Annotated in this window: 11 protein-coding genes; 10 read left to right on the forward strand and 1 reads right to left on the reverse strand. The window is 69.8% G+C overall.

Annotation, left to right across the window (positions count from 1 at the left end; genetic code table 11):
* Positions 1 to 29 precede the first annotated feature (29 nt).
* The 10 genes from DMC64_RS13460 (at position 30) to DMC64_RS13505 (ending at position 15,433) form a co-directional block, all read left to right on the forward strand.
* Positions 30 to 1,700, forward strand: a complete 1,671-nt coding sequence (locus DMC64_RS13460) for a CdaR family transcriptional regulator (RefSeq protein WP_038512966.1) — start codon at positions 30 to 32, stop codon at positions 1,698 to 1,700.
* Positions 1,701 to 1,839: 139 nt separating this feature from the next.
* Positions 1,840 to 3,108 (forward strand): MFS transporter, encoded by a 1,269-nt coding sequence (locus DMC64_RS13465; RefSeq protein WP_125733770.1) that lies wholly within the window; start codon positions 1,840 to 1,842, stop codon positions 3,106 to 3,108.
* Positions 3,109 to 3,338: 230 nt separating this feature from the next.
* Positions 3,339 to 4,250, forward strand: coding sequence for a serine hydrolase (locus DMC64_RS13470; RefSeq protein WP_125733771.1), 912 nt, complete (start codon positions 3,339 to 3,341; stop codon positions 4,248 to 4,250).
* Positions 4,251 to 4,371: 121 nt separating this feature from the next.
* On the forward strand, positions 4,372 to 5,760 hold the full coding sequence (locus DMC64_RS13475) for a serine hydrolase (protein WP_125733772.1): 1,389 nt from the start codon (positions 4,372 to 4,374) through the stop codon (positions 5,758 to 5,760).
* A complete protein-coding gene (locus tag DMC64_RS13480; RefSeq protein WP_125733773.1) occupies positions 5,757 to 6,659 on the forward strand; it encodes a serine hydrolase in 903 nt (300 codons plus the stop codon). Before DMC64_RS13475 ends, DMC64_RS13480 begins: the two co-directional genes overlap by 4 nt.
* 10 nt (positions 6,660 to 6,669) lie before the next feature.
* Positions 6,670 to 8,268, forward strand: coding sequence for an ABC transporter substrate-binding protein (locus tag DMC64_RS13485; protein WP_125733774.1), 1,599 nt, complete (start codon positions 6,670 to 6,672; stop codon positions 8,266 to 8,268).
* A complete protein-coding gene (locus DMC64_RS13490; protein ID WP_125733775.1) occupies positions 8,268 to 9,248 on the forward strand; it encodes an ABC transporter permease in 981 nt (326 codons plus the stop codon). Before DMC64_RS13485 ends, DMC64_RS13490 begins: the two co-directional genes overlap by 1 nt.
* A 1-nt stretch (position 9,249) precedes the next feature.
* Positions 9,250 to 11,136: a dipeptide/oligopeptide/nickel ABC transporter permease/ATP-binding protein gene (locus DMC64_RS13495; RefSeq protein WP_125733776.1), complete on the forward strand. Its 1,887-nt coding sequence runs from the start codon at positions 9,250 to 9,252 to the stop codon at positions 11,134 to 11,136.
* Entirely contained in the window at positions 11,133 to 12,125 is a 993-nt protein-coding gene (locus tag DMC64_RS13500; RefSeq protein ID WP_125733777.1) for an ABC transporter ATP-binding protein, read from the forward strand. The genes DMC64_RS13495 and DMC64_RS13500 overlap by 4 nt, the downstream gene beginning before the upstream one ends.
* A complete protein-coding gene (locus DMC64_RS13505) occupies positions 12,122 to 15,433 on the forward strand; it encodes a serine hydrolase (protein ID WP_125733778.1) in 3,312 nt (1,103 codons plus the stop codon). The genes DMC64_RS13500 and DMC64_RS13505 overlap by 4 nt, the downstream gene beginning before the upstream one ends.
* Positions 15,434 to 15,474: 41 nt before the next feature.
* On the opposite strand, the gene DMC64_RS13510 is transcribed toward DMC64_RS13505, so the two are convergent.
* Entirely contained in the window at positions 15,475 to 15,669 is a 195-nt protein-coding gene (locus DMC64_RS13510) for a hypothetical protein (protein ID WP_125733779.1), read from the reverse strand.
* Positions 15,670 to 15,796: the final 127 nt, after the last annotated feature.

Raw genomic sequence — 15,796 nt, forward strand, 5'->3', positions numbered from 1 at the left:
TTCGGTGAGACCGGGTTTAACTTCGGGGGGTGCTGACACCGGTGCCCAGCAAGCCGCATACGAGCTTGGGACGCGTCCTCGAAGACCTCGGGGACGTGCTCCTGGAGCCGGTCGCGGTCGGCCGGACCACCCGCAAACAGCTCGGCGGGGTGGTCATCCACGATCCGCACGACGAATCCGAAATCCCTGGCGGGGCCGTCGTGCTCGGCGTCGGGGTGCGGGATCAGGACGAGGTCGTCCGCCTCTTGCACGACGTGGGTGCGCGAGGCGCGGCGGCGCTCGTCGTCCGGTCTCCCGTCACCCCGGCGCCGGAACTCCGCCGTGCCGCGGACTCGTCCGGGGTCGCTCTGCTCGGCCTCGCGCGCGGCGCGTCCTGGACGCAGCTCGCCGCCATGCTCCGGACCTTGCTGGCCGAAGAGGACGTCGGCGAGGTCTCGCCCCAGACGCTCGGCGGAATGCCGTCGGGTGATCTCTTCGCGCTGGCCAACGCGATCGCCGCGCTCATCGACGCGCCGGTGACCATCGAGGACCGCAGCAACCGGATCCTCGCGTTCTCCGGGCGCCAGGACGAAGCGGACCCATCCCGGGTCGAGACCATCCTCGGCCGTCAGGTGCCGGAGCGGTTCGCCCGCGGCCTGGAACGGGACGGCGTCTTCGAGCGGCTGTACCGCGACCACGCGCCCGTGTATGTCGATCCGCAGCGGTACGACGACAACGAGATCGCGATCCCGCGCGTGGCGTTCGCCGTCCGCGCCGGCGACGAGGTGCTCGGGTCGATCTGGGCCGCGGTGCGGGAACCGCTCAGCGAAGAGCGGACGCAGGCGCTGATCGACGCCGCCAAACTCGTCGCGCTGCACCTGCTCCGGCTGCGCGCGGGCGCCGACGTCGAACGACGGCTGCGCGCGGATCTGGTGAGCACGGCGCTCGAAGGCGGGGCCGGCGCCCCGGAGGCGATCGCCCGGCTCGGGCTGCTCGGCCAGCCGTCGATCGTGCTCGCCATGGGCCTGCTCGGCGCGCCCGATCCCGAGGACGATCTGAGGCTGGTCGCGGACCGTCAGCGGGTCGCCGACGCGCTGGCCATGCACCTGAGCGCCGTCCAGCCCCGGTCGGCCGTCGCGCTGGTCGGCGACGTCGCCTACGGCATCCTCCCGATGCCCGGCGGGCACGCCGACTGCCAGGAGCGTTCGGTGCGGGTCGCGTCGACCTTCCTGGAGCGCACGGGACGCCGGGCGGCGGCCGCGATCGGCATCGGACCGCTCGCGCTCGACGCCTCCGGCCTGCACGCCTCCCGCGACGGCGCGGACCGGGCGTTGCGCGTGCTGCTCACCAACGGCGGCGCCAAACGCGTCGCGACCGCGGACGACGTCCACGTCGACGCGCTCATGCTCGATCTGGCCGACCTCGCCGCGGCCAGGGGAGACGTCGCGACAGGACCTGTCGCGCGGTTGCTCGCCTACGACGCGCAGCACCAGTCACAACTGGTGCACACCCTTCGATGCTGGCTCGACGCCTTCGGTGACATCGGAGCCGCGTCCGCGTCGGCCTACGTCCATCCGAACACCTTCCGCTACCGGCTGCGGCGTCTCGCCGAGGTCGGCGAGATCGACCTCGACGACGCGGGGGAGCGGTTCGCGGCGATGCTGCAGTTGCGGCTGCTGCCCCGTGACGCGCGGACCGGACCGCCGGGCGCCGAAGACTGACGTTGGTCTTCCGGACCGAAACGACGGCCGATGTTCGTGTGATCGCACGAACTCCGCTCGACGGCCGCGTTTCAGAATGAGTGATCGGCGCCACGCTCGCGTCGTTCTCCTTCTCTCCCCAAGTTTCCGCGGAGGCGCCATGACGGCAGTGGTCAACGAGGACACCTGGACAGCACGGCGGATCAACCGGACGGCGCTCATCACGATGGTGGTGATGGTGTTCGCCTGGGCGGTGGACTACATCGACCGGTTCTCGATCGGGATGGCGCTGCCGATGATCGGCGCCGAGTTCGAGCTCAGCAAGACCCAGCAGGGCTGGCTCGTCACCGTGTTCGCGCTGGTGTACATGGTCTGCCAGATCCCGGCGGGTTTCCTCGCCGACCGGTACGGCTCGCGGGGGCCGATGCTGGCCACGCTGCTGCTCTGGTCGGCGTTCACCGCGATGACCGGGATGGCGGGCACGTTCGGCATGCTGCTCGTCGTCCGCGGCCTTTTCGGTGTGTGCCAAGGACTTTTCCCGGCCGCGTCGTTCAAGGCGATCGCCGAACGGACCACCCCCGGGAATCGCGCGACAGTGACCGGCGTGATGCTGTCCGCCGGTGGCATCGGTGCCGGCCTGGCGCCGTTGATCGTCGGGCCACTGCTGATGGCGGTCGGCTGGCGGCACACGTTCTTCTGGATGGCTGGTGTCGGCGCGATCATCGGCGTGGTCGTCTGGACGCTGCTGCCCAAGGCGCTGCCCGAAAGGCTGAGCAGCCTCCCGCGCGACGAGGCGAAGACCCCGGAGGTCTCCCGCAAACAGGTGTTGAAGTCCTTTGTGGTCTGGAAGTTCACGCTGTTGTTCTGTGCCACCAACATGCTGAACTACGGCCTGATCACCTGGGTGCCCAGCTACCTGCTCGAGGCGCGGGGCCTGACGCTGAACCAGACCGGTGTGCTCGCGGCGATCCCGATGCTGGTCAGCATCGGCACCACCATCCTCGGTGGCTGGCTGTTCGACCGCTACTTCCACGACCACGGCCGGTGGTACCTCAGCTCCATCGCGCTGGTGACCGTAGTGCTGCTGATCCTGATGGTGTCCGCGGAGACCACGGCGGAGTTCACCCTCTACGAGACACTCGCGCTCGCGGTGTTCGGCATGGCGACGATGGCCGTCTTCGGTCTGCCGCTGCGCGTGCTGCCCACTGCGGTCACCGGGATCGGTATGGGAGTGATGAACTTCGGTGGCCAGGTGGCGGGCGCGGTCGCGCCGGTGGCCATGGGCTGGCTCGCCGACGCCTTCTCCTACACCGCGGCGTTCGGTTTCCTCATCGGCACGACGTTCCTCACCGCCGTGATGGCGTTCTGGGTACCGCAGAACCCGGCGCAGTTCACGTTCTCCCCGGCCGGTCCCAGCTCGGCGTCGTGAGTGCGCCGGATCGCTGATCGCAGCATGTCGCGAAAGCCACTTTCGGGACATCGGATTCGATAGGGGTCGTGAGTGGTAAGTAGCGTTCTAACGCTACTTACCACTCACGACCCCAGCGTGAAACACCCGAATCGGGCGCGATCGCTCTGGATGCGTCCTTTGTGGACAGTTTCGCAACACCCTCCCGGCCCCCAGCGCCACTCACGACCCCAACGCAGACAAGGAGTTCCATGCCCACCGCGGCCGAAGTCACCGAAAAGATCACCGAGCGCGCGAAGGAGGTCGGAGTCCGGGTCCGGCTGCACGCGGCCGAAATCGACGGCACGCGGCAAATCGGCGTCGACGAACACGCCCCGGTCGTCACGGCCTCGGTCTTCAAGGTCCCGATCGCGCTGGAACTGGCGAAGCAGGGAGCCGAGGGCGCGCTCGACCTCGGCGAGCGGATCACCGTCCCGCCGGGGCATCCCACGCCCAGCCCGGACGGTCTGGCCACCTTCCGGCACGAGATCACGATGTCCTGGTACGACCTCGCGATCCTGATGATCGGGATCAGCGACAACGTCGCCACCGACCTGATCCTCGAGCGCGTCGGCAAGGAAGCGACGGAGAAGACGTTGCGCGACCTCGGTTTCGAGCACACCACCGTTTCGCAGGACTGCGGTGAGGTGCTCGGCGGTATCGGCGAAGACCTCGGGATCTCCTACGAGGACGACGAAAGACTGCTGACCGAGCTCCCGATCGAGCGGATCAAGGCGTTGCGCGCTCTGCAACCGGAGCACAGTTGCGCCACGACCGCGGAGGAGATCACCCGGCTGCTCGGGCTCATCTGGCGCGACGAAGCGGCGGCTCCGGCGGCGTGCGCGGACGTCCGGCGCTGGATGGACCTTCAGGTGTGGCCGCACCGGCTGCGGTCCGGGTTCCCGGACGACGGGATCCGCGTCAGCGGCAAGACCGGGACCCTGCCGTCGGTGCGCAACGAGGTCGGCGTGGTCGAGTACCCGGATGGCGGCCGTTACGCGGTAGGGATTTTCACCGACGCGGTCGACGGGCGGTCGCGGGTGCCGGAGCGGGACGCGTTCATCGGTTTCGCCGCGGCACAGGCCGTCGAATGGCTCAGGCTTCCCGAGGCGGACCGCGAATGATTCGTCCGCCCGGATGAATTTTCCCGCCGCTCTCGTCGTTCCGCACGAACCGGTGACGCCCGTCACCGGCCTAGCATTCCGGGAACCGCCGGACCACCCTTTCCACGGACAAGAGGTGCGCATGTCGAAACTTTCCGAGATCGATACCTGGCTCGCGGAGAACTTTTCCGCCCTTCTGGAGAAGCATCAGGTGCCCGGCGCCGCCATCGCGGTCTTCGCGAACGGCGAGGTGATCGACCACGCGGCCGGAATCCTGAACAAGAACACCGGTGTCGAGTCCACAGTGGACTCCGTATTCCAGATCGGGTCGATCACCAAGGTGTGGACCACCACCCTGGCGATGCAGCTCGTCGACGAAGGCAGGCTCGACCTCGACAAGCCGGTCCGCGACTACCTTCCCGAGTTCACCCTCGCGGACGACGACGCGGCGTCGCGGATCACGGTGCGGCAGCTGACCTGTCACACCTCCGGATTCGAGGGCGACATCTTCACCGACACCGGGCAGGGCGACGACTGCGTCGCGAAGCTCGTGGCGACGCTTTCCGACGTGCCGCAGCTCTTCCAGCCGGGGGAGATGTTCTCCTACAACAACGCCGGGTACTGCGTGCTCGGCAGGATCGTCGAAGTCCTGCGTGGCAAGTCCTACGACGACTGCCTGCGCGACCATCTCTTCACGCCGCTCGGTCTGACCCACGCCGCGGCCGGGCCCTACGACGCGATCCGGTATCGCGCGGCGATCGGGCACCTCCAGCCGAAGCCGGACGACGAGCCGGTGGCCGCGCCCGCCTGGGCGTTGACGCGGTCCAACGTGCCGGCGGGTTCGCATCTGGCGATGCGCCCGCGTGACCTGCTGACCTTCGTGCGCATGCACCTCAACGAAGGCCGCGCGGACGACGGCACCCAGGTCCTGAAGCCCGAAACCGCCCGCGCCATGTGGGAACGCCAGGTCGAACTGCCCTACCTCGGCTTGATGGGCGGGGCGTGGGGCCTCGGCTGGATGATCTTCGACTGGGACGGCGGCCCGGTGATCGGCCACGACGGCGGCACCATCGGCCAGTCCGCGTTCCTGCGCGTGGTGCCGGGCAGCAACGTCGCGGTGGCCCTGCTGACCAATGGCGGCAAACCGTTGCACCTGTACCTGGACGTCTTCCGGAAGGTGCTGGGCGACCTCGCCGGTGTCGAGGTCCCGCCGCTGCCGGAGCCGAACGCCGCGGAAGCGCCGGCGGACCCGTCGCGCTATGTGGGCGAGTACTCGTCGCAGGTGGCGGACATCGTCGTCACGCAGGACGAAGAGGGCGGCCTGTGGCTGGAACGCACGATGAAGGGCATGTTCGCCGACCTCGGTTCGGCGCCGGAGAAGACCAGGCTGCTGGGCTACAAGGGCGACACCCTGGTCGCCGAGCACGACGGCCTCGGCTTGCACATGCCGCACGCTTTCGTCGGTGACGACGGCACCGGCCGCGCGCTGTTCGTCCACACGGGACGGGCTGACCGCCGGGTGGCCCGGTGACGGCGATCGCCGACGAGATCGAGGCCGTCTTCGCCGAGGCGGGGACGCGCGGCTTCGTGCACGCGCGCGAGATCGGCGTCCCCGACGGCCCCGAAGTCGGTGTCGGCGCGGACGATCCGGTCGTGCTGGCGTCCGTGTTCAAGATCCCGGTGGCGGTCGCCTTCGCCCGTGAGGTGGCCGCCGGGCGGATCGACGAGACCGAGCGGACCCGCGTCACCGCGCGGTACCGGATCGGCGGGATCGGGACCGCCGGCTGCGCGGACGACGTCGAGATGAGCTGGCGCGACCTGGCGCATTTCATGCTGACGATGAGCGACAACGCCGCGACCGACGTCGTCTACCACCGGGTCGGGCAGGAGGCCGTCGACCGGGTGCTCACGGACCTCGGCCTCGCCCGGACGCGGCTGGTCGGCTGCTGCGAAGACCTGTTCGCCTCGGTGATCGCCGATCTCGGCGCGAAACCGGACGACGACCTGGAAGCCGTCTTCGCCGCGGCGACCGAAGAACAGATGTGGAAGCTCTCGGTGCTCGACCCGGAACGCACGACGTCGTCGACGCCGAGGGAGATCACCGCGTTGCTCGACGCGATCTGGACCGACCGCGCGGGCGACCCGGCCGCCTGCGAACGCGTGCGGACGATCATGGCGCAGCAGATCTGGCCGCACCGGATCTCGTCCGGTTTCCCCTCGGGGGTCGCGATCGCGGCCAAGACCGGGACGCTTCCCGCCGTCCGCAACGAAGCGGGGGTGGTGACCCATGTGGACGGTCGCCGCTACGCCGTCGCGGTGTTCACCCGCGCCGAATCCCTCGCCGACCGCCAGCCCGCGGTCGACTCCGCCCTCGGTGAGGCCGCCCGCCTCGCCGTCGATCACCTCCGTGCGCAGACCGTGACCCAGTAGGAGAAACCGCATGAAGAAAGCCCGGCTCACCGCCGCGATCACGAGCGTGGTGGCCTTGACCGTGAGCGCGTGCGGGGGGACGTCGCAATCCGGGCAGGACCGGACCGCGAACCAGAAATTGACCGAGGGCAAGACCTTCACGATGGCGATCGGCACCGATCCGGGAGCACTGGACCCGGCGATGACCGTGCTCTCGGTCGCGCTCGACATCGGGCGCTACCTCTACGACAGCCTGATCAACCTCGACGAGGCGGGCAAGCCGATCGCCGGCCTCGCCGAGAAGTGGGAGGCCACCACGACCACGGCCTCCTTCACCCTGCGGAACGGGATCACCTGCGACGACGGCACGCCGCTGACCGCGAGCGACGTCGCCGCGAACGTCAACTTCGTCGGCGATCCCGCCAACAAGTCGCCGATGTCCGGGCTCACCGTCGCGCCGGGGACCAAGGCGACCGCCGACGACGCGGCACGGAAGATCACGCTCACCAGCGGTGCGCCGGACGCGTTCCTGCTGCGCAACGTCGGCGGCCTGCCGATCGTGTGCGGCAAGGGCGTGACCGACCGGCAGGCGCTCGCCAAGGGCAAGTACGGCACCGGCATGTTCACCATGACCGAGATCGTGCCGAACGATCATTACACCCTCACCCGGCGCAAGGATTACGCGTGGGGGCCGGGGGATTGGCAGCGCGAGCAGCCCGGACTGCCGGAGAAGGTGACCTTCCGGGTCATCCAGAACATGACGACCGCCGCGAACCTGCTGCTGTCCGGTGAGCTCAACGGCGCCCGGATCACCGGCCAGGACCAGCAGCGGCTGCGTGCCCAGAAGCTGTTCAACGGCGAGCAGGTCGTGCCGATGGGTGAGATGTTCTTCAACCAGGCGCCCGGCCGGGCGGGCGGCGACCTGGCCGTGCGTCGCGGACTGGTGCAGGCACTCGACCTCGCCCAGATCGGCAAGGTGCTCACCAGCGGCTCCGGGGCGCCGAGCCAGGGAATGGTCACCACCGAACCCAAGGCGTGCGCCGGGGACGCGGTGGCGGGCAAGCTCCCCGCGTTCGACGTCGCCGCCGCGAAGTCGGCACTCGACGCGGCCGGCTGGAAGCCGGGAGCGGACGGGGTGCGGGTCAAGGACGGCAAACGGCTCGCGCTGACCGCCATCTACGGCACACAACTCGGGCCGACGATGGCGCCCGCCGCGGAACTGATGCAGCAGTCGTGGAAGGCCGTCGGCGCCGATGTGGCGCTCAAGGGCCTCGACAGCCCGGGGACCAGCCAGGTGCTCTTCAACACCGGCGAGTGGGACATCTCGCTGGCACCGGTGACCTTGCTGCTGCCGAGCCAGGTCGGCCCGTTCGTCTCGGGACCGAAACCGCCGGCGGGCACGAACTTCGCCCATATTGAGAACGAGAAGTACACGTCGCAGGCCGCGCAGGCGGCGCAGTTGTCCGGTGAGTCGGGCTGCGCGACCTGGCTCGCGGCGGAACAGGCGCTCATCGAGCGGCTGGACGTCGTGCCCTACGTCAACTCGGTCATCCCGACCTTCGGCAGCAACGCGCGGTTCAAGGTCATCTTCGGTTCGGTGGAGCCCTCGTCGATCCGGATGTACAGCTGATGGCCGTCTCGGTCGCCCCGGCCGGATTGCGCGGCAGCCCGTGGCTGTCGTTCGCCGTGCGCCGCCTCGGCCGGTTCGCGATCTCGTTGTGGGTCCTGATCACCACGGCGTTCCTGATGATCCAGCTGATCCCCGGCGATCCGGTCCGCGCCGCGCTCGGGCTGACCGCGCCGGTCGAGCTGGTGAACGCTCGGCGGGCGGCGCTCGGCCTCGACGATCCGCTGTGGCTGCAGTACGTCCACTACCTCGGCGGGCTGGTCACCGGTGACTTCGGGACGTCGATGACGAGCGGGCAGCCGGTCTCCGAGGTGATCGGCGACCGGCTGCCCGCCACCCTCGAACTGGCGTTGCCCGCCTTCGCGGTGGTCATCGCGGTCGCGATCCCGCTGGGCCTGCTGTTCGCCGTGCTGACCCGCGGCGGACGACGGCGGGGCGGCGAGCTGGCGTTCACCTCGACGACCGTGCTGCTCGCGGCCATCCCGGAGTTCCTGCTCGCGGTGGCGCTGGTCGCGTTCTTCTCCGTCCAGCTGGGCTGGTTCCCGGTCGCTGGGAACGCGGACGCGAGCTCGTTCGTGCTCCCGGTGATCGCGCTGGCGCTCGGTCCGGCGTCGGTACTCGCGCGTATCGTCCGAGTGGAGACGCTTTCCGTGCTGGGCAACGACTTCATCCGCACAGCGCGGGCGAAGCGGCTGCCCGCGAGGCTGGTCTACCTGCGGCACGCCCTGCCGAACGCGTTGACCGCGACGCTCACCATGGGCGGGCTGATGCTGACCGGCATGGTCGCCGGGACGGTGCTGGTGGAGAACGTCTTCGCCTGGCCGGGCCTCGGTTCGACCATCGCCCAGTCGATCCTGCAGAAGGACTATCCGCTGGTGCAGGGGATCGTGCTCGTCTACGGCATCGGGGTCCTGCTGGTGAATCTGACGGTGGACGTGCTGCTGGCCGTCCTCGATCCGCGTTCGACGATCCGGGAGAACTGAGATGGCGAAATGGTTCGCGGCCCTGCGCACCCCGGTCGGCGCGTTCGCGGCGGCCCTGCTGACGCTGGTGCTCGCGCTCGCGGTGTTCGCGCCGATCCTGTGGCACGACAACGCTTTCGCGATCGACACGAACGCCATCGGGCAGGGACCGTCGGCGGCGCATTGGCTGGGCACCGACGACCTCGGCCGCGACATCCTCTTCCGCGTCCTGGTCGCGACCCGGCTTTCGGTTCTGCTCGCGGTGCTCGCGACGGTGATCGGAGTGGTCAGCGGGCTTGTGCTCGGCACGTTGCCCTCATTGCTGCCACGCCCTGCCGCACGGCTGGTGACGTCCGCGGTGAACATCGCGGTCGCGTTTCCGGGGCTGTTGCTGGTGTTGTTCTTCTCGGTCATCTTCGGGGTCGGGACGCACGGTGCGGTGTTCGCGGTCGGTTTCGCGCTGGCACCGGCGTTCGCACGGCTCGCGCAGACACTGTCCGCCTCCGTCGCGGGGCAGGACTTCGTGTCCGCCGCGCGGATCTCCGGGGTCGGCCGGATACGGTTGCTGCTCCGGCACATCCTCCCCAACATCGGCGAACCGCTGGTGGTGAACGCGACCATCGGCGCGGGTGCCTCCCTGCTGGCCTTCTCCGGACTGTCGTTCCTCGGCATCGGTGTGCAGGCGCCGGATTACGACTGGGGGCGGCTGCTCGGCGAAGGGCTCAACGGGATCTACGTCAACCCGGCGGCCGCGCTCGCGCCGGGCGTGGCCGTGGTGCTGGCGGGGCTCGCGTTCAACCTGGTCGGTGAGACCGTCGCCGGGGTGATCGGCGTCCGCACCGGGCTGCGCAAGCTCGCGCCGCGGCCGGTCACGCCCGCCAGGGAGGCCGCCGCCGACGACCGCGACGACGCGGTGCTGGTGGTGGAGAACCTCCAGGTGGCGTTCCCGCGTCCGGCGGGCTGGACCGTTCCGGTACGCGGGGTGAGCTTCACCGTCCGCGCGGGCGAGGCGATCGGGGTCGTCGGCGAGTCGGGCTCGGGGAAGAGCCTGACCGGATTGGCGGTGTCACGGCTGGTGGAAGCGCCGGCCGTGGTCACCGCGGACAAGCTCGAATTCGCCGGGAAAGCGGTGCTGACGACGCCGGAACGGGAGCTACGCGGGTTGCTCGGCACGTCGCTGGCGATGGTGTTCCAGGATCCGATGACGTCGTTCAACCCGACCAGGCGGATCGGCCGTCAACTGGCCGAAGTCGCCGAGCAGCACCAGGGACTTCCGCGTGCCAAGGCCTTCGAACGGGCCGTGGACCGGTTGCGCGCGGTGCGGATCCCCGCCGCCGAACGTCGCGCGCGGCAGTATCCGCACGAGTTCTCCGGCGGGATGCGGCAGCGCGCGATGATCGGCATGGGCCTGATGGGCGACCCGAAGCTCATCATCGCCGACGAGCCGACCACCGCGCTGGACGTCACCGTGCAGCGGCAGTTGCTGCGCCTGCTGGCGCGGACCAGGGCCGAGCGGGATACGGCGATCATCCTGATCAGCCACGACATCGCGGTCGTTTCGCAGACGTGCGAACGGATGCTGGTCATGTACGCGGGCCGGGTGGTGGAAGATCTGCCGTCCGCCGCGACGCCCCGGCACCCCTACACGCGGGCCTTGATGGCCGCGACGCTCGACCTCGAGACCGATCGTGAGGCTTCGCTGGCGGTGATCCCGGGCCGTCCGCCGGAGCCGGATCGCGTGCCCAACGGCTGCGCTTTCGCCGACCGATGCCCGTCGGCGACCGACCGGTGCCGTCTCGAAGACCCGGCGTTGGAGCGCGTCGGCGCCGAGCATCGCGTCGCGTGCTGGTATCCCGCGCCGCTTTCCCAACCCGCCAAGGAAACCGTGACCGCCGGAGGTGCGGAGTGAGCGATCTCGTGTTCGACGCGGTGAGCGTGCGGTACGGCGGCAGGCGCGGGCTCACCGCCGTCGACCGGGTCGGCCTGACCGTCCCTTCCGGACAGGTCGTCGGGCTCGTCGGCGAATCGGGCTCCGGGAAATCGACGCTGGCCCGTGCCGCAGTCGGGCTCTCGCCGATCAGTGCCGGACGGGTCCTACTCGGTGGCGTGGACGTGCGGAAACTGCCCCGCCGTCCGCCTTTGCAGATGGTGTTCCAGGATCCGTATTCCTCTTTGGACCCCCGGATGAGCATCGGGGAGTCGATCACCGAGGCGATCCCGCGCGGGGTCCTTCCCGGCCGCGCCGCGCGCCGGGACGAGGTCGCCCGGCTGCTGGAACTGGTCAATCTCGATCCCGAGCGGGCGGCCCACCTGCCGGGGCAGCTTTCCGGCGGCCAGCGGCAACGGGTGGCGCTCGCCCGCGCGCTGGCCGGACGGCCGGAGGTGCTGATCGCGGACGAGATCACCTCCGCGCTCGACGTTTCGGTGCAGGGAGCGGTGCTGAACCTCGTCCGGTCGGTGCAACGGCGGCTGGACCTGTCGATGCTGTTCATCTCGCACAACCTCGCGGTGATCCGCTATCTCAGCGACATCGTCGCCGTGATGTACCTCGGCCGGATCGTGGAGGTCGGCCCAGCCGAACAGGTGCTCACCGATCCGCAGCACCCGTACACCCGGGATCTGCTCGCCGCGGCGCCGTCGGCGACCGGTTCGCTGCTCGACGTCGGTGACGCGAGCGAGACCGCCGACGCCGAACCCGCCGACCCGCACCATCCGCCGTCCGGATGCCGCTACCACACCCGCTGTCCCGTCGGCCCGCTCGTGCGGACCGGCCGCGAACTCTGCCTCGAGGCGGACCCCTCGAAAGACTCGGCACACCGACGTCATTCGGCGGCCTGCCACTTCAGCGAAAACGAGAGCCACCAGCTCACGATCTCCAGAGGAGCAAGCGCATCATGACCCGACGTCTCGGTCTCGACGACCTGTACGACATCGCCGTCCCCAGCCAGCCTTCGCTTTCCCCGGACGGCGACCGGATCGTCTACGTCCTGCGCACGGCCGACCGCGACGAGGATCGGAACGTCCACACGCTCTGGGAGGTCGGCGCGACCGGCGGCGAAGCGCGACAGCTCACGCGCGGAACCGCCGACATGGCACCGAAATGGGCGCCGGACGGCACGCGGATCGCGTTCCTCCGTGCCCAGGACGGACCGCCGCAGGTGTGGTTCCTGCCGTCGTCGGGCGGGGAGGCCGAACAGATCACCGAACTCCCGCTGGGGGCGGGTGCCCCGGTCTGGAGCCCGGACGGCGGCAAGATCGCGTTCTCGGCCGCGGTCGACCTGGCGGGCGGGGAACTCGCCCCGAACGCCCCCGTGGTGGCCGACCGGCTCGACTTCAAGGCCGACGGCGCGGGGCTGATCAAGACCATCCGCAAACATCTGCACGTCCTCGACGTCGCCACCCGGGAAGTCCGGCAGGTGACCTTCGGCGATTGGCACGCCGGCGAACCGGCCTGGTCGCCCGACGGAACACGGCTGGCCTTCTCCGCCGGGCGGGACGGTGACGCGGATCTGACCTTCCGCTCCGGTGCCTACGTGCTCGACGTGACCACGAAGACCTCCGAGCCACGGCTGATCGGCTCCGGCGAAGGGATGGCGGGCACGGTCGGCTGGACCGCCGACGGCGCCGCGCTGCTGGTGGTCGGCAGGCCCGACACCGAGGTCGGGCACCTGGGGTTGTGGCGGGTGCCGCTGAACGGCGGCGATCCGGTCGACCTGGCCGCCGCGCTGGACCGGAACGTGATGTCCGGCGGCCCCGGCTATCCGGGAGCCCTGCCGCAGGTGACCGAGGACGGAGCCGTGCTGTTCGGCGTCCGCGACCGTGGCTGCACCCATCTGTACGAAGTGGACACCGAAGGCGGGACGCCGCGCGCGGTGCTGGCGGGCGCGGACCGCGTCGTGTCCGGAATGGACATCGCGGGCGGGCGGGTCGTGGTCGTCCTGGCCACGGGCACGTCGTTCGGTGAGGTCACCCTCGTCGACCCGGCCACCGGCGCGGTCGACGTGCGGACGAAGCACGGCGAGTCCGACATCGAGCTTTTCCGCCACGAGGAACGGGAATTCACCATCGGCGACGGCACCGTCGTCCACGGCTGGCTCCTGCGGGATCCGTCACGAACCGGTGCGGCGCCACTGCTGCTCGACATCCACGGCGGACCGCACAACGCCTGGAACGGCGCGGCCGACGCGATCCACCTCTATCACCAGGAACTCGTGGCACGAGGCTGGGCGGTGCTGCTGCTCAACCCGCGCGGCAGCGACGGCTACGGCGAGGCCTTCTACACCGGCGCCGTGGGCGCGTGGGGGGCCGCCGACGCGGCCGACTTCCTCGAACCCCTCGACCACCTGGTCGCGGAAGGGATCGCCGACGCGGACCGGCTCGCCGTGGCGGGCTACAGCTACGGCGGGTTCATGACCTGCTACCTGACCAGCCGCGACGACCGCTTCGCCGCCGCTGTCGCCGGCGGTGTGGTCAGCGACCTCACCAGCATGGAAGGCACGTCCGACGCCGGGCACTACCTGGCCGTCGGCGAGCTCGGCGGTTCGGCTTGGGACAAGGAGAACGAGCGGTTCTCGCCGTTCGCCCGCGTCGCCGACGTGCGGACGCCGACGCTCGTCGTCCAAGGCGCGAACGACGACCGGTGCCCGGTCGGCCAGGCCGAGCAGTGGTTCGGCGCCCTGCGTGCGCGCGGTGTCCCGTCGCGGCTGGTGCTGTACCCGGACGCCTCGCACCTGTTCATCCTCGACGGGCCGCCCTCGCAGCGTGTCGACTTCAACCGGCGCGTTCTCGAGTGGGTCGAGCAGTACGCCGCGCCCGCGGACGGGGTGTCGCGAGTGCCGATCGAAGCGGCGCACTGGCGTCGCCGCCTGGCGGAACTCGCGCGCAAGCACCGCGTCCCCGGAGCCGCGCTGGGCATCACGCGCGTCGGCGATGACGCGGAGGTCTTGGCCTCCTACGGCGTGCTGAACACGAAGACCGGCGTCGAGGTCACCGAGGATTCGGTGTTCCAGATCGGTTCGATCTCCAAGGTGTGGACCGCGACCGTGGTCATGCAGCTGGTCGACGAAGGTCTTCTCGACCTCGACGCCCCGATCGCCGACGTCGTCCCCGAGCTGCGGCTCGCCGATCCGGACGTCGCCAAGCAGGTGACCATGCGGCATCTGCTGACGCACACCAGCGGGATCGACGGGGACGTCTTCACCGACACCGGCCGAGGCGACGACTGTCTCGAACGCTATGTCGAAATCCTCGATCAGGCCGCGCAGAACCACCCGCTCGGCGAGACGTTCTCCTACTGCAACTCGGGTTTCGTGCTCATGGGACGGGTGATCGAGAAGCTCACCGGGCAGACCTGGGACGCCGCGATGCGGGAGAAGCTGTTCGCGCCGCTCGGTCTCACCCACACCGTGACGCTGCCCGAGGAAGCGCTGCTGCTCCGTGCCGCCGTCGGGCACGTCGGTGGCGCGGACGAAGACCCGAAACCCGCGCCGGTCTGGGGATTGCCGCGGAACATGGGCCCGGCGGGCCTGATCACCGCCACCGCCAAGGACGTGCTCGGCTTCGCGCGGCTCCACCTGGCCGGCGGTCTCACCCCGTCCGGTGAACGGATCCTGACCACGGCGTCCGCCACCGCGATGGCCGAGAAGCACGCCGACCTCCCCGACAAGCACTCGCTCGGTGACTCCTGGGGCCTCGGCTGGATCCGCGACGACTGGAGCGGACGGCGGGTCATCGGCCACGACGGCAACACGATCGGGCAGTCGGCGTTCCTGCGGCTGCTGCCCGATCAGGGGCTCGCCGTCACGTTGCTCACCAATGGTGGCAACACCCGTGACCTGTTCGAGGAGCTGTACCGGGAGATCTTCGCGGAACTGGCGGATGTGGCGATGCCGCGGCCGTTGACGCCGCCCTCGTCTCCGGTCACCGTCGACGGTTCGAGGCACGTCGGCGTCTACGAGCGGGCCGGGGTGCTGATGGAGGTACTGTCCGAAAAGGACGGACTGCGGCTGCGGCAGACCGCAACGGGCCCGCTGGCCGAGCTGATGCCGGAGAAGACGATGGAATTCGACCTGGTCGCGGTGACCGATTCGCTCTACGTCTGCCGGGAGCCGGGCGCGCAGACTTGGATGCCGGTCACGTTCTACACGTTGCCGACAGGGGAGCCGTACATGCACCACGGTGTACGCGCGACGCCGAAGGTGTCCTAAAAGCACTCGGCCCGCCCGGACTTCCGGGCGGGCCGAGGCGTTCAGGCCCTGCGCCGGGCGATGTAACGGACGATCAGCAGCACGATGCACACGACCGAGACGGCGCCCGCGATCATGCGGAACGTCCAGTCCAGCCCCGCGAACTGACCGATCGAGTTGGTGGCCGCGCTGACGAGGAGGACCAGCCAGAGGGAGGCGGTGACAAGCGCGCCGCCGGCGTTTTTGGTGTCGTTCATGGGAAAGACGCTATGGTCCGGCGGATCGGGGAACCAGGGGAGTGACCCCCGTCGTGGGGTGGTGCCAGCGCTACCGCGCCTGCCGGGTCGAGGCGCTGACGTTGCGAAAGCCACTTTCGCAACCTTC

The organism is Amycolatopsis sp. WAC 04197 (assembly GCF_003947475.1).
Classification (GTDB): domain Bacteria; phylum Actinomycetota; class Actinomycetes; order Mycobacteriales; family Pseudonocardiaceae; genus Amycolatopsis; species Amycolatopsis japonica.